The organism is Micromonospora sp. NPDC049301, assembly GCF_040678715.1.
Classification (GTDB): domain Bacteria; phylum Actinomycetota; class Actinomycetes; order Mycobacteriales; family Micromonosporaceae; genus Micromonospora.
In genome coordinates, this window is the sequence record NZ_JBFAQO010000007.1 from 368,706 (window position 1) to 389,604 (window position 20,899).

The 20,899-nt window shown below is 67.7% G+C and carries 21 protein-coding genes and 2 pseudogenes; 12 read left to right on the forward strand and 11 right to left on the reverse strand.

Going from position 1 to position 20,899, the window contains the following annotated elements:
* Positions 1-1,322 precede the first annotated feature (1,322 nt).
* Positions 1,323-1,610 (forward strand): annotated as a pseudogene (locus AB0K07_RS22915) (hypothetical protein); the annotation flags it as partial.
* A gap of 506 nt (positions 1,611-2,116) precedes the next feature.
* Here the strand turns inward: AB0K07_RS22915 and AB0K07_RS22920 are convergent.
* Entirely contained in the window at positions 2,117-2,479 is a 363-nt protein-coding gene (locus AB0K07_RS22920; RefSeq protein WP_363757444.1) for a YciI family protein, read from the reverse strand.
* Positions 2,480-2,959: 480 nt separating this feature from the next.
* Between AB0K07_RS22920 and AB0K07_RS22925 the strand changes: the two genes are divergently transcribed.
* From AB0K07_RS22925 to AB0K07_RS22935, 3 genes are all read left to right on the forward strand, one after another.
* Positions 2,960-3,091, forward strand: a complete 132-nt coding sequence (locus AB0K07_RS22925; RefSeq protein ID WP_363757445.1) for a hypothetical protein — start codon at positions 2,960-2,962, stop codon at positions 3,089-3,091.
* A 73-nt stretch (positions 3,092-3,164) separates the two neighbouring features.
* Positions 3,165-3,587: a hypothetical protein gene (locus AB0K07_RS22930; RefSeq protein WP_363757446.1), complete on the forward strand. Its 423-nt coding sequence runs from the start codon at positions 3,165-3,167 to the stop codon at positions 3,585-3,587.
* Positions 3,584-4,621 carry a C40 family peptidase gene (locus AB0K07_RS22935; protein WP_363757447.1) on the forward strand — a complete coding sequence of 346 codons (1,038 nt, stop codon included), beginning with the start codon at positions 3,584-3,586 and terminating at the stop codon, positions 4,619-4,621. The genes AB0K07_RS22930 and AB0K07_RS22935 overlap by 4 nt, the downstream gene beginning before the upstream one ends.
* Positions 4,622-4,627: 6 nt before the next feature.
* On the opposite strand, the gene AB0K07_RS22940 is transcribed toward AB0K07_RS22935, so the two are convergent.
* Both AB0K07_RS22940 and AB0K07_RS22945 read right to left on the reverse strand, forming a co-directional pair.
* Positions 4,628-5,524 carry a hypothetical protein gene (locus AB0K07_RS22940; RefSeq protein WP_363757448.1) on the reverse strand — a complete coding sequence of 299 codons (897 nt, stop codon included), beginning with the start codon at positions 5,522-5,524 and terminating at the stop codon, positions 4,628-4,630.
* Positions 5,525-6,078: 554 nt separating this feature from the next.
* Positions 6,079-6,555, reverse strand: a complete 477-nt coding sequence (locus AB0K07_RS22945; RefSeq protein ID WP_363757449.1) for a hypothetical protein — start codon at positions 6,553-6,555, stop codon at positions 6,079-6,081.
* A gap of 397 nt (positions 6,556-6,952) precedes the next feature.
* Here AB0K07_RS22945 and AB0K07_RS22950 point away from each other — a divergent pair, with 397 nt between their 5' ends.
* Positions 6,953-7,609: a tyrosine-type recombinase/integrase gene (locus AB0K07_RS22950; protein WP_363757450.1), complete on the forward strand. Its 657-nt coding sequence runs from the start codon at positions 6,953-6,955 to the stop codon at positions 7,607-7,609.
* A 93-nt stretch (positions 7,610-7,702) separates the two neighbouring features.
* Here AB0K07_RS22950 and AB0K07_RS22955 read toward each other — a convergent pair whose 3' ends face one another.
* Complete coding sequence (locus AB0K07_RS22955; protein ID WP_363757451.1) at positions 7,703-8,305, reverse strand: helix-turn-helix domain-containing protein; 603 nt, start codon at positions 8,303-8,305, stop codon at positions 7,703-7,705.
* Between the two features lie 66 nt (positions 8,306-8,371).
* On the opposite strand from AB0K07_RS22955, the gene AB0K07_RS22960 reads away from it, so the two are divergent.
* Together AB0K07_RS22960 and AB0K07_RS22965 are read left to right on the forward strand one after the other, a co-directional pair.
* Positions 8,372-8,710: a hypothetical protein gene (locus AB0K07_RS22960; RefSeq protein WP_363757452.1), complete on the forward strand. Its 339-nt coding sequence runs from the start codon at positions 8,372-8,374 to the stop codon at positions 8,708-8,710.
* Complete coding sequence (locus AB0K07_RS22965; RefSeq protein WP_363757453.1) at positions 8,707-9,678, forward strand: zinc-binding dehydrogenase; 972 nt, start codon at positions 8,707-8,709, stop codon at positions 9,676-9,678. Before AB0K07_RS22960 ends, AB0K07_RS22965 begins: the two co-directional genes overlap by 4 nt.
* A gap of 500 nt (positions 9,679-10,178) precedes the next feature.
* On the opposite strand, the gene AB0K07_RS22970 is transcribed toward AB0K07_RS22965, so the two are convergent.
* Positions 10,179-10,400 carry a transposase gene (locus AB0K07_RS22970; protein WP_363757454.1) on the reverse strand — a complete coding sequence of 74 codons (222 nt, stop codon included), beginning with the start codon at positions 10,398-10,400 and terminating at the stop codon, positions 10,179-10,181.
* Positions 10,401-10,465: 65 nt separating this feature from the next.
* Between AB0K07_RS22970 and AB0K07_RS22975 the strand changes: the two genes are divergently transcribed.
* Positions 10,466-11,074: a class I SAM-dependent methyltransferase gene (locus AB0K07_RS22975; RefSeq protein ID WP_363757455.1), complete on the forward strand. Its 609-nt coding sequence runs from the start codon at positions 10,466-10,468 to the stop codon at positions 11,072-11,074.
* Between the two features lie 121 nt (positions 11,075-11,195).
* Here AB0K07_RS22975 and AB0K07_RS22980 read toward each other — a convergent pair whose 3' ends face one another.
* Positions 11,196-11,549 carry a hypothetical protein gene (locus AB0K07_RS22980; RefSeq protein ID WP_363757456.1) on the reverse strand — a complete coding sequence of 118 codons (354 nt, stop codon included), beginning with the start codon at positions 11,547-11,549 and terminating at the stop codon, positions 11,196-11,198.
* Positions 11,550-11,951: 402 nt separating this feature from the next.
* Here AB0K07_RS22980 and kdpA point away from each other — a divergent pair, with 402 nt between their 5' ends.
* Both kdpA and AB0K07_RS22990 read left to right on the forward strand, forming a co-directional pair.
* Positions 11,952-13,607 (forward strand): potassium-transporting ATPase subunit KdpA, encoded by a 1,656-nt coding sequence (gene kdpA / locus AB0K07_RS22985; protein ID WP_363757457.1) that lies wholly within the window; start codon positions 11,952-11,954, stop codon positions 13,605-13,607.
* Positions 13,608-13,690: 83 nt separating this feature from the next.
* A complete protein-coding gene (locus AB0K07_RS22990) occupies positions 13,691-14,023 on the forward strand; it encodes a YnfA family protein (RefSeq protein ID WP_363757458.1) in 333 nt (110 codons plus the stop codon).
* Positions 14,024-14,167: 144 nt separating this feature from the next.
* Here AB0K07_RS22990 and AB0K07_RS22995 read toward each other — a convergent pair whose 3' ends face one another.
* From AB0K07_RS22995 to AB0K07_RS23015, 5 genes and pseudogenes are all read right to left on the reverse strand, one after another.
* Positions 14,168-14,890 carry a hypothetical protein gene (locus AB0K07_RS22995; RefSeq protein ID WP_363757459.1) on the reverse strand — a complete coding sequence of 241 codons (723 nt, stop codon included), beginning with the start codon at positions 14,888-14,890 and terminating at the stop codon, positions 14,168-14,170.
* Positions 14,891-15,327: 437 nt separating this feature from the next.
* A pseudogene (locus tag AB0K07_RS23000) lies at positions 15,328-15,546 on the reverse strand (DedA family protein); the annotation flags it as partial.
* Positions 15,547-15,597: 51 nt separating this feature from the next.
* Positions 15,598-16,506 carry a peptidase M23 gene (locus tag AB0K07_RS23005; protein ID WP_363757460.1) on the reverse strand — a complete coding sequence of 303 codons (909 nt, stop codon included), beginning with the start codon at positions 16,504-16,506 and terminating at the stop codon, positions 15,598-15,600.
* Positions 16,507-17,351: 845 nt separating this feature from the next.
* Positions 17,352-18,749 carry a bifunctional DedA family/phosphatase PAP2 family protein gene (locus AB0K07_RS23010; RefSeq protein WP_363757461.1) on the reverse strand — a complete coding sequence of 466 codons (1,398 nt, stop codon included), beginning with the start codon at positions 18,747-18,749 and terminating at the stop codon, positions 17,352-17,354.
* Between the two features lie 148 nt (positions 18,750-18,897).
* Positions 18,898-19,233: a hypothetical protein gene (locus tag AB0K07_RS23015; protein WP_363757462.1), complete on the reverse strand. Its 336-nt coding sequence runs from the start codon at positions 19,231-19,233 to the stop codon at positions 18,898-18,900.
* Between the two features lie 249 nt (positions 19,234-19,482).
* Here AB0K07_RS23015 and AB0K07_RS23020 point away from each other — a divergent pair, with 249 nt between their 5' ends.
* Together AB0K07_RS23020 and AB0K07_RS23025 are read left to right on the forward strand one after the other, a co-directional pair.
* Positions 19,483-20,067, forward strand: coding sequence for a hypothetical protein (locus AB0K07_RS23020; RefSeq protein ID WP_363757463.1), 585 nt, complete (start codon positions 19,483-19,485; stop codon positions 20,065-20,067).
* Positions 20,068-20,382: 315 nt separating this feature from the next.
* Entirely contained in the window at positions 20,383-20,838 is a 456-nt protein-coding gene (locus AB0K07_RS23025; protein WP_363757464.1) for a hypothetical protein, read from the forward strand.
* Positions 20,839-20,899: the final 61 nt, after the last annotated feature.

The following is a 20,899-nucleotide window of genomic DNA, read 5'->3' on the forward strand; positions in this document are numbered from 1 at the left end:
TCAAGGGTGTCGTCTACGGAGAACCCGGCAAGGGTGTCTTCGTCAAAGGCCACACCTAGTACGGCGGGTCAGGCCGGGCGGACGTTACGCCCGTTTCGTGGAGCTGCTCCGCGAGCCGGGCCGTGGGAGCGTTTTCGCCGACCAACCAAATCGGCCACCTTCGGTAGCCGACGCAGGTCATCGCGTACTCGCGATACGCCTTCGCGTTGCACCATTTGCATAAACGGTCGTAGTGAATGTCCGCAGGCTCCGGCCCATCCCACGCGCAGCCGTCTCGCAGTCGCTGCCGGTGGGTGTCGAACACCGCGGCGCTTGGCTCGGCTTTGCCGGTTGCTGTGGTGCCGGCACGGATCGCAGCAAGCGTCCTGCCACAAGTCGATGTCAACCGCTCGTCCGAAGAACGGCGACGTTGGCGAGTGGTGGCTGTTCGCCATGTCACCGTGCTGATCGGGTGCGTCGCCATGGTCGTGGTCGCGTTGGGCCTGCTGAGGCTTCGACGGCTCGCCCGCGGTTGCCGTGGCCTCTTTGGCGCCGCAGCGGGAACCTCCCTCAGTTCACCGTGCTACGAACCTGTCCCGGCGCCAGCCCCGTTCGTGGACGTAACGCGGCGTTGCCTGCCAACGCCGATACGACGGATGCCCATGGGCGAGCGTCCAGCGGCAGGGGCGGGACACCCGGCCCCTCCCCAACCTTCGGAGGGTGGTCTCGTTCCTGCCGCTATCAGGCGCGGAGCATTTGGTTTCCATTGACCATCGCGAGCACGTGCTGGGCATGACCGCCCACCGCCTCCCCACTGGGCGACGCGCAGGGCCGGGGCACGCTTCCACGCACGATCGAACGCGTGGTGCAACCACGATCGAACGAAGTTCCTGGCCCACGGGCGCCGGCATGGCGTCCATCGCGGTCCTGGTCGGCGGACTGCTGCTCATCGGCGTCCGGCCGGCAAAGCGGCGGTGGAGGGCCGGCGGACAGTGAGGCAGTTGATGAACGCCAGGTGCGATCCCGTCCACCGCAACGGTCGCCAGCGAGGTGGACGTGGATTGTTCCGGCAACGTGGGCTCCGGCGAGATGGAGATGCAGAACGGCTACGGCGATGATCTGTAGCACTACCGGTGCTGACTGCCGCAGGAGCAAGGGCAGCCCGGTGACCGCTTTGGCGGCGGTCGTGCCAGGCGGACGGGCGCGGTGGGCGGGCCCGCAGTATGAAGAAGCCGCTTCAAAGTTCGCGCCCATCAGGGCCCCCACCCCAGGACGCTCCGCGGGCCCGCCACTGGCGGTAACGGTTGATGCACGCCCAGGTCACGGGTATTACCGTCAGGCTTGTGGTTCAGGTCGGGAAGCTACCGCGAGGGCAGCGCATCGCACTCGCTGAGCTATCCGGGGTGGCCGGCCGTTACGGCAACGGCACGGACCGGGACAAGCCGCGCGCCGAGGCTCTCGCCGCAGTGCTCGCCGTAACCACGGATTCGACGCTGCTGGGCATCCAAGCGGGCGTGGCGATGGCCGACCCGATCGGGATCAGCAGCCCGACCGTCGAGCTCCTGAAGGCGGCCGGCGCCGACATGCACGTCGCCGAGCAGCATGCTGCCGAGGTGCGGGCCCGATTGGAATCTCAGGGCACACGGTACGACCTCGACAACCCGAGAGAGCAGGTCGGCAGCCCAACGGCCCTTGCCACTCCATCCGGAAGTCCTCCTGCCTGCCGGCATCGCCGACGGCTCGAACCCCATTTGCCTCGCGTCGCGGCAGGCCAGCTGTCGGCGTACGGCTCACCGTGCCCAGCCGGGTACGGCCGAACGTGCACAGGTCTGAATCGACGTTCACCGATTGACTACGGCGGGTCTGGCACCCATGCGATCGATCCGGCCATCGGCTTTTGCGACGAACACTGTCCGAGCCAGGCCGAGATCGTGATTACTGAGTGTAACTTACCTTGCGCCCAAGTGGCCGCGCGGATCGCGGCAGATGAGTACGGCGAAGCGCTTTCGTCGGCCGGCTCCGGGGGCGGCACTTTTCTGGCCGCCCCCGTGTCTGGTCGAATCCTTGCCGATACCGCAGCAGCGACGTCGCCCCGGTGCCGGCCACGCCTCGGCTCAAGCCTCAGCCGACGAGGATCTCATCCCTGCAAGACGCGCCGCGGCTTGAACCGGCGAACCTCCTGCGGCCAGCCGCATGCCTCCGCGATTTTGCCAGCCCACATCCGGGCGGTCGTCTCATCCGGCACGTCCACGATGGTCAGGCCACCCAGGAACTCCTTGCTCTCGACATAGGGCCCGTCGGTGAAGACCATCGCACCGCTTGTGGCGTCTGCGCTGAAGACCGGGCCGTCCTCTTCCTCCAGGCCCCCGGCGAAGACGAATGCCCCGGCGGCCTTGATCTCATCTACAACCGCCCTGGCGAGTGGACCGCGCCCGCGGAACCACTCCTCGGTGTGGTCACCCACCCACTGCTGATTGAAGTAGATGAGGTACTCAGGCATATCCGCTCCCTCTGATCGTCCGGACCCGACGTCCGTCTCTGCATACGCTACGAACGGCAGCCTTTGTGTACGACCCCAAGAAGAAGTAGGTCTTCCCGCGTTGGCGGTGGAAGCGGATCGGAAAGCATCTGAGCTGCACAAAGCGGAACCCACCGTCTCTACCGCGCCTGGCGCGAACACGTGCCCCGCCTGCCCGCCCACCTGCTCACCGTGCAGGAGACCTGCCAAATCCGGGACGACCTGCTCCTCGGACCACACGAAATGTCCACCACCCCGCCGTCGACCCGATGACGCCCACCGTGGCGCAGGGTCTGCGACTGCCGCTGCATCATTCACCACCGCCTGCCGCGCACCACCTACAACGAGCCCGGCTGTGCCTGCACCATCACCTGCGCCACCCAACCCCTCACGCTGCTGGCCCACCAGCGGGGCTGCGCATTCTTCCTCGACCAGGGCGGCGACCTCTGGCACGTCCCCGCCATGGCCAACGGCACCTGGGACTGGGACAACGCCACAAGGGTCGACACCCGCGCCGACGTCTACGACGCCGGCCTCGTCATCGAGCACCTGCTACGCCAGGCCGCCAACGTCCTCGGCACGTCCACTGACTGACCCGACCGCTCAAGGTGGGCCGCCCACGAGGGCGGCCCACGACCTTTTCGTGCTTCACGACCAAGGAACAGCTATGCACCGCACCTACCGCAACGCCCGCGAGCGCGCCTGCGACTGCCGCTGCCCGATCCACCACGACCTACCGCGCTCGAACTACAACAACCCCGACTGCCACTGCCTGGCCACCTGCGCCAGCCAACCCATGACCCTGCTCGCCCCACAGATCAACGGCGCCGTGTTCCTCGATGTCACCAACGCCTTCTGGTACGTGCCCAGCTTGGAGCCCGGCCACTGGGACTGGCGCTACGCCGCCTGCGTCGACGTGGGCCACCCGCTGTTCCCGGCCAGCACCCTGATCACCGGTCTCCTCCGCGAGACCCACGCCGCACTACTCCCCCTTCTCTACCGCCTCGAGAACGCACGTCGCGGCAACCGCCGCGCACCCGGCACGCAGACCGGCCTTTCTCACTGCTATTTCGAGAGGTCATCACCATGACAAAGGTCATCATCGGCGTCGTCACCGTCGTCGTCATCGCCTGTTTCGGCCTGCCCCTCCTGCTGCTGTCCTCCGTCACCGGCGGCGGCCCCGGCGGCTGCGCCGTCGCCGCCCCACCCGGCCTACGCCCCTCGGGGCAGCCGCCCGGCGCCGGCCGATGGGACACCGAGCAACTCGACATCGCCGCCACGATCATCGACGTCGGGGTCGCCAATGACGTACCCCGCTGGGGCTGGACCGTCGCCGTCGCCACCGCCATGCAGGAATCCGGCCTACGCAACCTGCCTCACCTCGGCGACCGCAACGACCACGACTCCATCGGCGTCTTTCAGCAACGCCCCAGCCAAGGCTGGGGCACCATCGCGCAACTGTCCGAGCCTGCCTACCAGGCCGGCAAGTTCTTCGAAAAGCTCCAGACCGTGCCCGGCTGGCAGACGATGCCGCTCACCCAGGCCGCGCAAGCCGTCCAGTTGTCCGCCTTCCCCGACGCCTACGCCAACTGGACCGACGACGCCCTGCACCTCGTCAAGCAGATGACCACCACCCTCGCCGACTGCACCACCGACGCCCTCGACGCGCTCCCCGCCGGGTTCGCGTTACCCGCCAACACCCCACCCGCCGTAGCGACCGCCATCTTCTGGGCCGTGAACCAACTCGGCACCCCGTACCACTTCGGCGGCTCCTGCACCGACCCGCACTCCGGCGCCCCCGACAGACAATGCGACTGCTCCTCACTCATGCAATCGGCATACCGGGCCGCCGGCATCTCCATCCCCCGCGTCACCACCGACCAAGTCAACGCCGGCAAGCCGGTCGCCGACCCGACACTCTTGCTACCCGGCGACCTCGTCTTCATCCCCGGCAGCCAAGGCACCATGGCCAACCCACGCCACGTCGGCATGTACCTCGGCGAAGGACTCATCATCCAAGCCCCGAAGACCGGCGACATCGTCAAGATCACCAGGTTGAGCAGCTGGACCGACGAGATTGCGGCGATTCGTCGTATCGCGATTCGAGGCTCACGTGGTTTATGACCGCGGTCAGCGATGGAGGATCTCGACCTGGATCGCACCGCCGAGCACGCCGGCGGGACAGATCGCCACCAGGGCTGTGAACACGGCAAGGAGGGCCCTGGGCCCACGCTCCAGATGCGGGTTGAGACGGTAGACCGCCGTCGCCATGAGCAGCAATCCGGGAAGCATCATCAGGAAGGAACGTCCACCTTCGGCAGCGCTAGTCGCCCCGACCATAAGCACGAACGCGATCGCGAGCAGCCACAGGTCGCCGGTGCGAGGCGGCGCGACCTTCAGGTCGGTGACTCTGATCTTGAGTGCGTCGGCGAGTTCGCCACGAGTTCGGGCGGCCTGGACGGCGACCGTCACATCCGCCATCTCGTCCGGCGCCATCTGACTTGCCGAGACTTGCGCGGCAAGCATCGCCAGAACATGCTCCTTATCCCGTTCGGTGATCAACCTTTGAGCGATCGCAGCGGCACGCCTGGCATCCTCGACGACTGCGGGTTCGCACGCGTCTCTGTTGAAGTAGGACATCTGCTGTGCCCGCACGAAGACAAGGTCGCCCGCTCGCAGGGGCAACAGCTCCGAGACTGTCCACGAGGTCCCTCGTCCAGCCCCGCTGAGCGGCTGGAGAGTGATTCGCGGCTGGCCGTCCTCGATCGTGATGTCCTTGACCACGTAAGGCTTCCATCGACGATCGCGCAACTCGCTCGGCCGCTGCGCGATGCTGAAGTCACGGAGGCTGGGTGCCTGGCGACCGCCCACCGTGGTCACGTGCCGCGCGGGGTGGTCGGTGCACGGATGCTTGGGCCACGGCGGTCCCACATCATCAAAGAAGACGCGGCTGCCATGCTCATTCGCGTAGAAGTAGACGGATGCGCCGCAGAGGGGGCAGCGGGCATTCGGGGCGATCCACCCCACCGCAGTGCTGGACGGCGTTGGAGATGATGACGATCTCGCATAGCTCCGCCGAGGCGGCGCGGAAGCCCTGGCGAAAGAACGACTCACGTTGTGGCTGGCCACCCAGTGCCGCTTGCCGCCCGAAGTTGTTCGCCAATGCCCGCGACGTCGGTACGTCGTCACCAGATCGCCGCAAGGCGCTGCGTCAGCATCGCTGGAGGATAGCCACCGTCGCCGACTAAGCCGCTAGCGGCTGGCGCATGGTGGTGCGTGGTTCGGCGTGGCGGGCGCCGACGCACGTCGAGCTGGTGTCAACGCCGGCGCCGAGCATGGTGGTCACGAAGGGTGGCTATGACAGACGAGACCGGTCCACTGGGACTGCCGTAACCGGCCCCCCACGGGCCGGTCTCGCCGATCGTCAAGTTACGCCGTGTAAGGACTACGACTCTTGGTGCTGCCGCCGCCAGTGCGCGGATCTGGCTCCCCTCTGTGTCAAGACACCGCCGGGAGGAGACAGGTCAATGAAACAAGTAGCCGAATTGAGTACGGCTGGCATGCCGTTCCTCGGTTGGGGATCAGTCGAGCTGCTCGAAATGGAGATTAGCGTGAAAGACCGCTGACCTGTTCGCGATCTCGACGCCTTCCTGCGTGAAATCGAAGGCGACGTGCAGTACGACGTCGATGTACAGCGAACGGGCCGCACCGAACTCCATGCGGGTGATGTCGACCGGATTGTGCCCTCCACCCAGGCAGATGCTCGCATCGATGTAGCCAGCATGCGGGTTGATCGGGAAGTCGAAGGTGCGGTCCGTCAGTGCGGCCAGGTCGTTGCCGGGCAGATCAATGAACTCGCCGACGATGGCCGTCTTGATGATTTCGGGTCCATCAGTGCCGGGCCGGAAGGTCGCGGGATCGAAACGGTCTGCCGCCGAGAACGGCACGAGCGGTACGGTGATCGCCCAGGTACCGGCAGCTGGGCCTGACCGCAGCGGTGAAAGGTAGACGATCCGACCGGGCTCCAGCCGCAACAGGTCGTCCGACAGTTCGAGCACGACGAGCATGCTAAGCCCGAGTCGGTGCTTTGCCCTCACGGGCCTGCCGTGATTTCAGTTCCGGACCGTGCCAGGCGCCCGCTTCTGCCGCCTGGAGGGCGTTGCCCACCGACTGTAGTTGTGACGCACCGTGAGGTATGACTACCTCTCCTGCTTCCGGTCCCGGTGTCGTCTCTCCTGATCGTGTCGTTCTGCGTGCAGCGGCCTCTGCCTATCTCGGTCTGTACCGAGGTGACTCGCGGCTGCACACCGAGTCCGACCTGCGGATCTTCCTGACCTGGTGCACCAGCCATGATCTGGATTCGCTGTCGGCCACACGCGCGGACATCGAGCGGTACGTACGCTGGCTCTAGGACGTGCGCGCTTCCAGCCCTCGACCGTCTCTCGCCGTCTGTCGGTGGTGGTCGGCTTCTACCGTGTCTGCGTCATCGACGGCCTCCTGCCGCACTCGCCGGCCGACTACGTGCGCAGACCGGTGGTGCCACCGGAATCGCCCACCCTGGGGCTGGGTCACCTGCAGTTCGAGGCCCTGATCACCACCGCACAGCAGTCGGCCAAACCGAACGACTTCGCGCTGATCGCCATGCTCGGCCTGCTCGGGTTGCGGATCTTCGAAACCTGCGGCGCCAACATCGGTGACCTCGGAGAGGAACACGGCCACCGCGTCCTGCGGGTCCGCGGCAAGGGCGGCAAAGTCGTCCTCGTTCCGCTGCCGCCTGCCGTGGCCAGGGCCGTGGACCGTGCGGTCGACGGCCGCCTCGACGGTCCGATCCTGCGCAACACCCTCGGAGCGCGGATGGACCGGCATGCGGCAACCCGCCGGCTCAAGCACCTGGCCGCCACCGCCGGGATCCGGATGCCGAGGATGCACCCGCACATGCTGCGCCACACCTTCGTCACGACCATGCTCGACGCCGGGGTCAGCCTGCGCGACGTGCAGATCGCCCCCCGCCACGCCGACCCCCGCACCACCATGCGCTGCGACCGCGCCCGCAAGAACCTCGACCGCCACCCCAACTACATCCTCGCCGCCTACATGGCCTCCGGAACGTAGCGACCACGACAAGCGACTCTGTCGAATTGAGCGTGCCACTCGTGTTGGTTGCGGCGATGTGCTGCCCGGCCTCGGCCGGCGCCGCGCAAGGGCCTAGGCCGCCGCCTCCGCCCGGATGCCGTTGAGCAGCAGGCGCAGGCCGTATGCGAATTGCTCGGCCGAGCCCGTTACCGGCAGTTCGGCACCCGGCGGGGCGCCTGGCAGCGCCGAGAACATCTCGCCGAGCTGGCGCCAGCGGGCGTCCGGCTCGCCGGCGGCGATGCTCATCGCGAGAGCCGCCACGACGTACGCGATCAGGGCCTGTGTCGCTCGGACGACGTCGGCGGGCGAGAGCCCGGCCTCGGCGAGTGCGGCCGTCAGGGCGGCGGCGAGGCGGAGGCCGTTGTCCTGCAGGGGCGGACGGGCGGCGACGTGAGCGGCGATGCCGGGGTGCCGGAAGGCGGCCTCGCGCACCGCGGACAGGATGCCGCGTACCCGCTCGTCCCATGCGCCGGGGGGCACGGTGACGTCGGCGAGGGCGAGGTCGGCGACCGAGTCGAGCAGTGCGGTGCGGTCGGGAAAGTGCCGGTAGAGGGCCATCGGGTCGCAGTCGAGTTCGGCGGCGATACGTCGCATGGTCATCGCCTTGGGGCCCTCGGCATCGCCGACTCGAAGCGCCGCGGCGGTGATCAGCTCAGGGGTTAGGCGGCGTTGCACCCGCTCATCCTAACGCTCTCGTCTACACCGTAGACAGCAGCGGTACCTCATGTCTACGATGTAGACATGAGCCCTACGCTTCTTCGCCTCGGCCGGATCACCGCCGTCGCCATCAGCGCCGGCACGCTTGCCTTCCTCGTTCCGAACTGGACCGCCGACAACCTCTTCCTCGTGCCCGACCTGCTGCTCTCCGCGACCCTGCTGGCGGCCGCCGCCCTGCCCGCGCGCCACGCGCGCACGGCGCTGCTCGCCGCATTCTGCTTCGCGGCCGGCGTGCTCATCACCGCCGTAGCGTCGTACGCGGTCCAGGGCCGGATCGGCATCGGCAGCCTGGTCGGGGCGGTCGCGGCCGTCGCCATGGGCGCGGCGTTCCTCCGCCTCCGGTCGCCGGCCGGCTCGCCGTGACCACCGCGCGCCGCCGCGTGGTCGTCGAACACGCCGGTGGCCCGGAGGTCCTGCGCGTCGTCACCGACGCCGCGCCGGAGCCGGGCCCCGGCCAGGTACGGCTGCGCGTGCTCGCGGCCGGGCTGGCGCGCGCCGACCTGCTCATGCGGGCCGGGTGCTATCCCGGCCGGGCGCCCCGGCCTCCGTTCGTCGCTGGCTGGGACGCGACGGGCGTAGTTGACGCGTGCGGGCCCGGCGTGGAGCCGTCGTGGGCCGGTCGGCGCGCCCTCGCGCTGACCCTCACCGGCGGCCATGCCAGCCACGTCGTCGTGCCGGAGTCTGGACTGGTAGCGGTGCCCGACGGCGTCGATACGGCCGCGGCGGCATGCCTACCGCTCAACTACCTCACCGCCTACGAGATGCTGCATCACGCCGCGCGGGTGCGGCCCGGCGAGCGGGTGCTGGTACATGGAGCCGCCGGCGCCGTGGGCACGGCACTGCTGGACGTCGGTCGGCTGCTCGGCGCGGAGACGTACGGCGTCGCGCGGCCCGCGGACCGGCGGCTCGTCCAAACGTTCGGTGCGTCGCATGTGGACCGCTCCGGGTGGGACCGGATGCGTGCCGACGTCGTGCTCGACCCTGTTGGCGGCGCCCACGTCCGGCGGTCGTTCCGGGCGCTGCGGCCCGGCGGGCGGCTGGTGGCCTACGGCTTCCTGGCCGACGGCGCGTCGCCGCTAGGCGGGCTCGCCCGGCTGCGGCTGTGGGACGCGCTACCCAACGGCCGTCGCGCGGCTTTCTACCGGCTCAGCGTCGCCGCGCGGAGGAATCCGCGTCGCCTCAACACCGCCACCGCAGCGCTCGTCGCGGCGCTGGCCGCTGGCCGGCTGCGCCCTGTGGTCGCCGCGTGCATGCCACTAGACGCGGCCGCGGAGGCCCATCGCTTGCTTGCGGCCGGCACCCTGCGCGGCAAGGTGCTGTTAGCCCCGTGACGGCAGACGGCCCTTGTTAACGGCGAACGCCACAATGTTCCTCCACCTAGGGCAAGCAGGGGGTGCCAGCCCAGCGATCGGTGATACATCTTCTCCGGGGGCATGCCGGCCATCGTCCGAGTGTCTCCCGCCGCATCGCATGGCGTGCTCAAGGCCGCGCACAGCGAGCCCGTTGGTCACCTGGATGGCCCACTGATCTAGCAATCGGCATGCCTCTGCGCCGGTCGAGCAGTGCGACCCGACTGCATGCGAGCGAGTGGAACGTCCGCAACTGCCGCCGAGGGGGCGTCAGGGGCCGCACCTGCGAGACCGACGAGTCAGCCGGCCGCTCGTGTCGATGTGCGCTCACTCCGGCCGAGGACCGGCTCCTCACAGACACGAGCACGGGACTGACAACAGACGCCGCACCCGAATTACCTTCACTCGATGATCCGACCTGAATTCCTGGACGTCGCTGAAACCGCCGCAGCCCTGTTGCGTGAACCGATGCTAGTGCCCCGTCATGCAGCCTTGAACGGGTAATCCGGATGGCGGATCTTGGAGCCGGCCGCGAATCCGGATTTCGGTTTGGCGCGCCGGTTGCGCCAGCGGATGTAGTCGCCGATGGCGGCGTCCTGCTCGGCGTGGCTGCGGTGGTCGGTGCCGTTGAGGGCGAAGTAGCGCACGGCAGCGAACTCGGCCTCGATCCAGTTCAGCCAGGACGCGTAGGTCGGGAGGAACACCAGTTCGACGCGGTTGGTCGCGCACCAGGCGCGGACCTCGGGGTGCTTGTGCGGGGAGTCAGGCGGTGAACTTGGAGCAGGTCCGGCAGGCGTATGCATCCGTCGCAGAGCTCTACATCGGGCTGTTCGGCACAAGCCAGCAGGTACACGCCGACGACCTCGCCTTCATCGGGCGACATCTGGCGGGCCGATCCGGCAGGGTGCTCGATCTGGGCTGCGGGCCTGGCCATATCACCGGCTACCTTCGCTCGTTGGGCGTCGACGCAACGGGGCTCGACATGGTCCCCGAGTTCATCGCACATGCGCAGGCGGCCCACCCGAGCGTTGAGTTCCAACTCGGGTCGATGGAAAGCCTCGACGTCGCCAACCACTCCGTCGCCGGCATCCTGGCCTGGTACTCGTTGATCCACCTGCCGCCGCAGAACCTCGACGGCGTCCTCACTGAGTTCCGGCGAGCCATGGCCCCGTCCGGAACGTTGGTGCTGGGCCTCTTCGACGGCGACGAGGTCGACGCCTTCGACCACAAAGTCGTGACCGCCTATCGCTGGCCCGTTGACGAGCTCTCCGAGCGACTGACGCGCGCCGGCTTCACGGAAGTTGAGCGCCTGCAACGGCCCAGCGACGGCACTCATCGGCCGCACGCCGCGATCGCGGCAATCGCAACCGACCGGTGAGCTGAGTCGGCGAGCCTCCGTGCTCGCTCACCGATAGAGTCGCTCGTCGCCACCGTGACATAGCCCGGTCGGCGCCGCTGCGGCGCACGCGCCGCTTCGTTGCCGGTGAGTTCACCCGTGTTCAGGTGACTTTCAGGGGGAAGGTGTCGACCCGGTTGCCGCGCTGCACGTAGTGCGGCAGGTAGAGCTTCCACGTGACCGTCAGCTCGCGCCCTGCGCGCATCGAGGCCGGTACCTCGGCGACCATTTCGAACACGGCGGTATCGCCGGCGGGGATGTGCGTGAGCGGGCGGCAGTTCAGCCGGTACAGCTGGGACGTGTTCACCGCCTCATTCGTCGCATCGCCGAGGGAGAAACGTTCCATCAGATATCCCGGGCAGGGGTCCAGCGTGAGCGGACCGCCGCTCGGGTTGTTGAGGATGCCGGCGCAGACTGCCGCAGCGGTGTTGCTGATGCTGTCTGGTTGTCTGAACACCAGTCGCCTGGAGGAATTGCGTCAAGATCGACGCTGCCGGCGTAAAGATCGCGTATGGAACCCTTGCCCGCCGGCCGCCGCACGCTTCTAATGGCTGACGCCCGGTCGCAGACGAGCGCCGGATGGCCATAAGGAGTGGAACGATGGAGCGGACCCGAACCTCGGCGCCGAGATGCGGCGCGGCCGGGTGTCCGCCTCGTCGCGGCCTCCGCCTGCCCGCCCGGCCGTGATCGAGTCGACCGTGACTGAATCGACCGTGATCAAACCGGCCATGACTGGATCGACTGCCGGACCCGCTGCCGCCCCGGACTGACCGCCGCGGTCGCTCCGGTGACGCGTGGTTCCACGGGCGATTTGGCCACGCTGGCTTCCCACTTCTGTCCCTTCCCCCTAAGGGTTTCGATGAGTACGTCCGCCGCTGGCGTGATCTTTTTTCTTTCGCTTCTCGCCGCGCTCGCCGTGGCTTATCGCTACCTCGGTGACTACATGTTCCGGGTCGTCACCGGTACCCGGCACTCGCGCGTCGAGCGTGGGTTCTACCGGCTGGTCGGTGTCAACCCTGCCGGCGAGCAGTCGTGGGCCCGGTACGCGGGTAGCCTGCTGGCCTTCTCAGTGGTCTCAACCCTCCTTCTGTACGCGTTCCTGCGGCTGCAGGGCAAGCTGTGGCTTTCGAACGGACTGCCCGGCGTACCCGATCATCTCGCCTGGAACACGGCGGTCAGCTTCGTCACCAACACCAACTGGCAGGCGTACGCGGGTGAGTCGACCATGGGGCACCTGGTGCAGATGGCCGGGCTCGGCGTACAGCACTTCGCGTCCCCTGCGGTCGGCATCGCCGTAGCGGTCGTCCTCGTCCGGGGCTTCGCCCGCAGCCGGACCGACCAGCTGGGCAATTTCTGGGTCGACCTGACCCGGATCACCCTGCGGATTCTGGTGCCTTTCAGCGTCCTGGCCGCCATCGGCCTGATCGTCGGCGGCGTGGTGCAGAACCTCTCCGCGGGCACGGACGTCTCGACGTTGACCGGCGGGTCGCAGACGATCACCGGCGGGCCGGTGGCCAGCTGGGAGTCCATCAAGCTGCTGGGTACGAACGGTGGCGGTTTCTACAACGTCAACAGCGCCCACCCGTTCGAGAACCCGACCACCTGGACCAACTGGCTGGAGCTCTTCCTGGTGTTGGTTATCCCGGCCAGCCTGCCGCGGATGTTCGGCCGGATGGTCGGGCAGAACCGGCAGGGGTACGCGATCGTGGCCGTGATGGTGATCCTGGTGGTCGCCAGCGGCATCCTCGTCAACGTCTTCGAGTTGACCGGTCACGGCACGGTGCCGGAGGCGGTGGGTGCGGCGCTGGAGGGCAAGGATGTCCGGTTCGGTGTCTCGGACTCGGCTACCTTCGCCACATTGAACACGTTGGGGAACGGTGGTGTGGTCATCTCGTTCCACGACTCGTACACCGCGTTGGGCGGCGGGCTCCTGCTGATGAACATCATGCTTGGCGGGATCGGCCTCGGCTCCGTCGGCACCGGCCTGTTCGGCTATTTGATGATCGCCGTGATGACGGTCTTCCTGGCCGGCCTGATGGTCGGCCGGACCCCGGAGTTCCTGGGCAAGAAGATCACCGCTCGAGAAATCAAGCTGGTGTCGCTGTATGCCCTGGTGCCCCCGGCACTGGTGTTGATTGGTACGGCGGTGGCATTCACGACCGGCAACAACTCCACCGCGCTCAACGTCGGGCCGCACGGCCTGTCCGAGGTGCTCTACGCGTTCACCTCGGCGAGCTTCGGCAATGGCTCGGCGTTCGCCGGTATCACCGTGAACACGCCCTGGTGGGATGTCGCGTTGGGCCTGATCATCGTCCTCGGCCGGTTCCTACCGATCATCTTCGTGCTGGCACTCGCCGGCTCCCTCGCGCGCCAGCGGAAGGTGCCGGTCACGGCGGGCACGGTACCGACGCACACGCCGTTGTTCATCGGGATGGTCATCGGCGTCACGGTGATCCTGGCCGGCCTGACCTTCCTGCCCGCCCTGGCTCTCGGCCCGCTGGCGGAAGGACTGTGAGGCAAGCAGTGGAGGCTTGAGGCCGCAGCGAGCCACGGAAGACTGTGACCAAGGCCAGCGAAGGAAGTGATCGGAAAGTGGACGTGACCGTTCTCCGTTCCCTGGCGCTGTTCGGGTTGGCAGCCCTCGCCGAGATCGGTGGCGCCTGGTTGGTTTGGCAGGGCGTACGCGAGCACCGCGGCCTGCTGTTCGTCGCCGCGGGGATTGTTGCCCTCGCCGGGTATGGATTCGTCGCAGCGTTCCAGCCCGACCCGAACTTCGGGCGGGTGCTCGCCGCCTACGGTGGCATCTTCGTGGCCGGGTCGTTGGCTTGGGGCGTGGTCGTCGACAAGTTCCGCCCCGACCGGTACGACCTTGCCGGTGCGGCCATCTGCCTGGTCGGCGTCACGGTCATCATGTACGCACCACGCGCCTGATCGGTTCTTGATGCCCCGCTGCAACCCCTTATTTACCAGGCTCTGACGTGTATGACCTCTCGGCTCGAGTGGCTTTGCGTTGCAGCGGAGTCAACAGTAGAGAATTCGGAGCCGCTGCGGTTGCTGCCTGTACGAACAACGCGACTACTCCGCCCCGTTCAGTCGTTCCGACGCCACAGGGTCGGGCGTTGCCAGCGAGGGCGGATCGTCGGGGGACGACCCTCTTCCCTCGGGATGGCGGCCGAGCGTGCCGCCGAGGTAAAACGGCAGGTCCTCGAGGGAGCGACCCATGGACCGACGGATCGCGTTCAGCAGCGCGAGATGCGCCGCGGCCGCCGGGCGCGACGCCTCGGTCAGGACCTCTTCGTCGACCGGATTCGCCACCGGATCCCGGGTTGACACCGCGTCGAGGTAGACGCCGACAGCGCGCCCAAACGCGTCGATCGCCCGCGCCACGCCTAGCGGGGCCACCAGGCTCGCGGAAGTAAGCGCGACGCTCCAGGCGCCCCAGTCGATGGCGACCGGCGTTCGGCTTAGATGTGCTCGCCGCATCGCCATCATGAACCGGGCGTACTGCGAGAACAGTTCCTCGTACGCGCGCAATTGCTTGTCGCGCAACCAGTGCCGCTCCTGCACCCGACGGGTGACCGCACCGCCCACAAGAACACCCAGCGTCGCCGAGAGAGCACCGCCGAACGTCGTAATGATTACTGCCACCGTATCCACGACACGACAGTCTGGCAGCGACGTATGGAGGAAGCCAGATCGATACCAGATCACGATCGGCCGACCCCACGCCACCTGGGCCTCGGTGACCACTTCGCCGGGCCGCACCCAATCTGCTCCCAACGCAAGGCCCACCACCACGCCGGATCGTTGCCGCCCTGACCTGCTCACACTCCCCCACCAGGCGACATAGAGAGCGGTTGACGTCCGCAGGTTGGGGCGTGTTCCGTTGGGGTGCCGTTCAGTGCCGTTGAATGCAGTTCAACGCCGTTCAGTGCACCCGACTGCTCCTCACCCCAGATGGCGCCCGGAGACCTCAGTCCCCGGTGGATCCGGCAGCCTCGACGATCGAGACGGGAGTGCCAAGTTCGACGGTACGGGAGACGGTGCAAAGTCGGTCGTGCGACTGCTGCAGCGACCGCGGCAGCGCCTCGCGCGCCCTGTCGCCGTCCGCGCCCACCGGGAACGTCACGGTGAACTCGACCCTGAGGTTGGCCAGCGACTTTCATGTCGTCACCGTCGATGGGCTGCTCGACGTGCCCGCCTACCAACCCGACGTGGGCCATTGACGGGACCGCTCAGTCACGGATCGTCGCCTTGTCGGACGCCTGGGCGGCGTGCCGCCGGGACCGGAGCAGCTGGATGCCGATCGGTACCAGCAGATCACCCACGATGCCGAGCAGGATGAACTCGATGTTGGACTTGACGAAGGCGATCTGACCGAGGAAATAGCCCAGCACGGTGACGCCGATGCCCCAGAGCGCCCCGCCGAGGACGTTGTAGGTCAGGAACGTCCGCGGCTACATCGGTCGGTAGTAGCCCGAGAAGCGCGGCGCCAGCGGCCCTGGTCAGGCGAGGATTGCGTCCACGACCTCAATGGCTCGCCACTCGTGCTGGGCGTACAGCCACCCGAACGCCGACACCTGCACGGCTTGGGCCGCGTCGGTCAGCGGAAGGTCCTGCCAGCCGGGGATCTCCTGCAGGGCGGTGAGGAACTGCCGGGTGGCGAACTCGGGCTTCATCAGGTCTTGCACGCTGCCCCAGCCACTGCTGGGCCGCTGCTGGAAAAGCCCGACGGAGTCGTGGTCCCAGCCGATGGCTTGGTGGGGGTAGTTCTGCGACTCGGGCAGCACGCCACTGGCGTAGTTGTAGAGGTTGCTCTCCTGCATCGCGGTGGCCACCGCGATGACCAGTGCCCGGCGGGGCACGCCCATCTCCTGCCCGGCGCGGACGATCCGCTTGGCGTTGTCCATCTGGGCCTGGTCCAGCCCGGCCACCGGGACGATCCGCTTCGGCTTCGGCTTTGACGTCGGCTTTGACGTCGGCTTTGACGTCGGCTTGGGCTTGGGCTTGGGCTTGGGCTTGGTCGTCGGTGACGGGGAGCTTTCCGGGGCAGGGGTTTCGGTGACCGGGGCGGCGGATTGGCGGGCAAGGCCGCGGGAGGCGGCGTCGACTTCCGCACGCTGGGCGATCTCGGCGCGCTGATCGGGCGTCAGTGACTCTCCGGCAGGGCCGGCGCCGATCAGGGTGACGCCCACCAGTCCCAGGCAACACACCACTCCGGTCGCCACCGTCACCCGCGCCCGGCCCGTTCGGGCGGCGAAGAGGTTGCCCAGGCCGCCGAGGCGGGAAAGCAGAGAGCCGGAGAGTCGGGGCTGCGGCGTGCTGGTTGGCCGACCGATGGAGGGGGTATCGTCCGAACGGTCAGTCGGGCCGCCAAGGCTGTTTGGCTCGTCGGGGTTGCCGTCGTTACGCATCCGACGAGGCTAGGCAGCAGCAGCTTTGATCACCCAGGGTGATCAGGTGGCGCTGCTCACACTTTCAGGTCTAGAACGGGAGCCTCCGGGCTGCTCAGCCGGCCCCAGGTAGAACACTCGCTATCCGGGCGAATCGCCTTTTCCCATGCCGCTCGGCAGTGCGAGGCCGAAAGGACGCGGAGAGACGGCCTCCGTCGGCTGATCCATCAGCTCATCCTTTCGGGTGATGCCACACTCCTTCGTTCGCATGTGGGTAGTACCAGATCAACGGATTCGGCCTCATTTGACCACCGACTCGCCAACCGATGTCGGCTGGTTCCCTCACCGTTCACCGGGCCGCCTTATCGGTGCCGATGGCCCGGCCGCCACGTCCGCAGGTCTGCGGCGACACCCACCGCGAGGCTGAGCGCAGCAGCCCCACCGCAGGCCGCGCCGACACGAGGCCATGCCCAGGCCACCGAGGCGCAACTGCGGGAGGCGCTGATGACCACGTCGGAGGGCCGTGGGAAGCCTCGTCGGCTTGGTCGTCGTTTGGGTGCGCGGCTGGGCGAGCTTGCTCAGCCGCTGACATGAACGGCGCGGATGCGGGAAGTAGCGGTTCTCCGTCGGAGCGGATCCGGTCGAGGAGGGAAGTCGTCCGAGTGACGTCAGGGGCCGGGAGTAACAGGACCGGGCGGTGCGCACACAGCAGACGACCCGGTCCTGTCCAGGCGGGCGGACGCCGCCTACAGGTGCCCGGGAAGCCCGGCGACGTGCCCGAGGACGACTTCGTCCTGATCACCGGTGAATAGACGCGATGGCGCTCAATCATTCTTCTGAGCGCATCCCATGATCAAGACGGACAATCACGGAACACTCCGGGGCCCTAGCCCGGCGGCTGGCTGGGCGGACCAATCCCCTCGGCGCAGACCAAGCGCGAGCAGCAGCGCAAGCCAGGCCGCGCCGAGGGCGTAACCGGCGAGAACGTCGGTGAGCCAATGCGCGCCGAGGTAGACACGGGAGGCGCCGACGAGCAGCACGACCACAGCTGTGGCTGCCAGCACCCTGGCGCGGGCCTGCGACGACCGGCCGGCCAGTACCACGACGGCGAGCATGCCCCAGACGGCAATCGCCTGCGTGGCATGCCCGGACGGGTAGGCGGTGCCACCGCCCGCTCCGATCAGGTCCACGGCGGGCGGGCGGGTCCGGCCCACGAGCGGCTTCGCGAAGGCGTAAAGCAACACGGCGCCGACATACGCGGCCCACAACCACCCGGCGCGCCGCCGATCACTGCGGCGCAGCAGAACGATCGTGGCGGCGACGAGGACCGGGACGAGAACCCAGCTGGACCCGAGCCAGGTGACGGTGCGCATGACCGGCGTCAGCCAGCCAAAGCGATGTGCCACGGCGAAGGCGTGCACGCGCGCGTCAAGCGTGGCGAGTCCTTCGCCGCTGATCACGTCTTGGGTGAGCCCACCGAAGATCCACGCGGCGAGCGCGGCGGCGGTCAGTGCGGCGGTCAACGGCAGCCCGTGGGGCGTGGCGGGATTCAGACGCCGGCGCGCCCACCCCAGCTGGGCTGGGAATCGGCGCCGGGCCCACCGGGCGGGCGGTATCGCGGCCAGCCGGTCGCCGAAAGTGTGCAGCCGGGCAGAATATCGGCGGGTGGCCCGCGTCGCGTACCGGAGCGCGAACCCGAGTACGAGCAGGGCGAGCAGCGCCAGTCCGATCCGGCTGGCCCACTGCGCCGCCCGCTGCCAGCTCGCCCCAGCCAGATAACCGGCAAGCACCACGGCGGTTGCCCACACCGCGCCACCGAGGACGTTGTAGACGGCAAAGGTGCGGTACGGCATCCGGGCCATCCCCGCAAGCCCAGGGATTATTACCCGCAAGGCGGCGGTGAACCGGCCCAGAAACACCGCATTGCCGCCGCGTTCAGCCAGGTACCGTTCGGCCCGCTCCATGTGCTCTCGTTTGATGATCAGCCGACCGAGCCTCGCGCTCAGTAGACGCCGACCATAACGGCGACCAACCGCGTACCCGATGGTGTCGCCGATGATCGCGCCGGCTATCGCAGCGGCGAGCACGGCGGCGAGGCTGACCCGATGCTGGAAGGCGAGTACCCCGCCGAGCAGCACCGCGATCTCGCCGGGGAAGACGAAGCCGACGAATGCCGACGACTCCAGCAGTGGCACCGCGAACACAATCGCGAGGGCCGCGAAGCCGTGCAGGTCGAGGATGTGGCGAGCGATCGTGTCGATCACGAGCTAGCGCCCCACCACCAGCCGACGGCGCTGCGGTTTAGCAGCGAGGACCAGCAGACAGCCAAGCGCGTGGGCGAGGCCACCCCGCGGATCGTTCATTCCGTTCCCCTCCTCCTGCCTCAGCTGCGAGACCGCCATCTACTAGCCGTCAGTTGGCGAGGACGCGGGTTAGTACGGCAGTTGCGGCCAAGAATGGGCCGGTCAGCAGTGCCGCGGCCCGCACCAAGGGTCCGGTCAAGGTGAACGGTCGGGTACCGGGCTTTTCCCGATCCTGGACCACGCCGACCACGCTCTTTATCTCGATGAGGAGGCCGGAGACCGCGTCGATCAGCTGGCCGAAGATCAGGACCCGCGCGCACAGCACGGCGATGATGGCCTTGTAACGCGTCAGCAGGTTCGCCCAGAGGATCTGCCGCGGTCGGCTGGTGCGACAACGCACCCCGTTGACCGCTCCGGTCGCCACCCGGTCGGTGACCTGGGGCACTCGTCAGCCCGCGAGGCATGTCCCGAGCCTCTCTAGTGCGGCGGTCATACGTCCGAGCGTACGGACCACCCAGCCGGTCAGTGGGCGAACCGCCGGGGTGGCGTTGCTCGCGGACTCGCGAGTCACTCTCTCGTCGAGGATCAGTGCGTCCCAGAGTTCGCGCGGCCCACCAAACCCGTCGGACGCGGTCGCCCCAGTGAATGAAGTCGATCTAGCTTCCTCCATGCATCGCTGCGAGACTGTTGGGTCGTGGATACGGTGGCAGTGATCATTACGACGTTCGGCGGCGCGCTCTCGGCGACGCTCGGTGTTCTTGTGGGCGGTGTGGTCACCCGTCGGGTCCAGGAGCGGCATTGGTTGCGCGACAAACAATTGCGCGCATACGAGGAGCTTTTCTCGCAGTATGCCCGGTTCATGATGGCGCTGCGGCGAGCGCACCTGGACCGAACGCCAGTTGACGTCGACTGGGGTGCCTGGAGCGTCTCGCTTACCTCCGCGAGCCTGGTCGCTCCGCTGCGCGTGGCGCGGGCGATTGACGCGTTTGGAAGCGCTGTCGGCGTCTTCCTCGACGCGGTGTCGACCCGGGATCCCGTCACGAATCCGGTCGACGAAGAGGTTCTGACCGAGGCGTCGCGTCCGGCGGCGGCGGCGCAGCTGGCCCTGCTGAACGCGATCCGTCGGTCCATGGGGCGCTCCCTGAAGGAGCTGCCGTTCTACATCGGCGGTACCCTCGGTCGCCATCCCGAGGGAACGGAGTCGCCCCGCGACCAACCACCCTCGCTGACAGCGTCCGACCGTGAGGCATCCGAACGACTGAACCAGGCGGAACAGTAGCGTTGATCGCACAGCTGCGGACCTCGCGCCGGCATCCTCAACTGCCGCGATCCGCTCGTCACATGGCGTAGCGGAGGTCGGCGGCACTGGCATCCTGTCGTGCCGAATTAAGTATGTCCACCGTGGTTGACGCCCAACCGCAATCCGACTCGCGCGCCGCCCGCGAGGCACTAGGCCATCAGTTCGGGCGCATGCCGCTGGTCGCGGTCATGCGAAGTTGCGTGTGCCCGAGAATTTGTGCCTCCTTCCAGTGAGGGAGATGAGTCCCCTCAGGATGGGAGGCGTCATGGCGCCCGAGTCGACGATGTTGGTGGTGTGAGAGTTCAGGGCAGCCCTCGTTGGGCGCACGGCACGTTCGCGTGGCTGATCTTCTTCGTCGCGTCCCACGTGGTAGCGGTGTTCCTCCCCGGTGACGATCCGACCGGCGGCGGACCTTGGGGCCTCAGGGCATACGTGATCTTCAACATCGCTCTCATTCTCATGTCGGCCGTCGGGGCAGTTGTCGTTGTAGCCACCGTCCGGCCATGGGGACGACGCGCCCCTCGATGGATACTGCTCACGCCGCTGTGGTTTGGCAGCACGCTACTCGTCGTCCGAGGGGTTCCCGGGATGGTCGAAAACCTGCTGATGGCTACAGGCATCCGCCGAGGCGGCTTTGTGGGCGCGCAAGACATCTCCACGGCTGAGTTCTGGGCCGGCATTGGGATCAACACCTATTTCTTCATTGGCGCGGTGCTGCTAGTGCCCCGTCATGCAGCCTTGAACGGGTAATCCGGATGGCGGATCTTGGAGCCGGCCGCGAATCCGGATTTCGGTTTGGCGCGCCGGTTGC

Excerpts from the sequence above, each read along its gene's own strand:
- AB0K07_RS22920 (WP_363757444.1), bottom strand. The coding sequence starts at position 2,479 with ATGCCTGAGTACCTCATCTACTTCAATCAGCAGTGGGTGGGTGACCAC.
- AB0K07_RS23005 (WP_363757460.1), bottom strand. The coding sequence starts at position 16,506 with ATGCGTAACGACGGCAACCCCGACGAGCCAAACAGCCTTGGCGGCCCG.
- AB0K07_RS22960 (WP_363757452.1), top strand. The coding sequence starts at position 8,372 with ATGAGCCCTACGCTTCTTCGCCTCGGCCGGATCACCGCCGTCGCCATC.
- AB0K07_RS22925 (WP_363757445.1), top strand. The coding sequence starts at position 2,960 with ATGGCCAACGGCACCTGGGACTGGGACAACGCCACAAGGGTCGACACC.
- kdpA (WP_363757457.1), top strand. The coding sequence starts at position 11,952 with ATGAGTACGTCCGCCGCTGGCGTGATCTTTTTTCTTTCGCTTCTCGCC.
- AB0K07_RS22935 (WP_363757447.1), top strand. The coding sequence starts at position 3,584 with ATGACAAAGGTCATCATCGGCGTCGTCACCGTCGTCGTCATCGCCTGT.
- AB0K07_RS22930 (WP_363757446.1), top strand. The coding sequence starts at position 3,165 with ATGCACCGCACCTACCGCAACGCCCGCGAGCGCGCCTGCGACTGCCGC.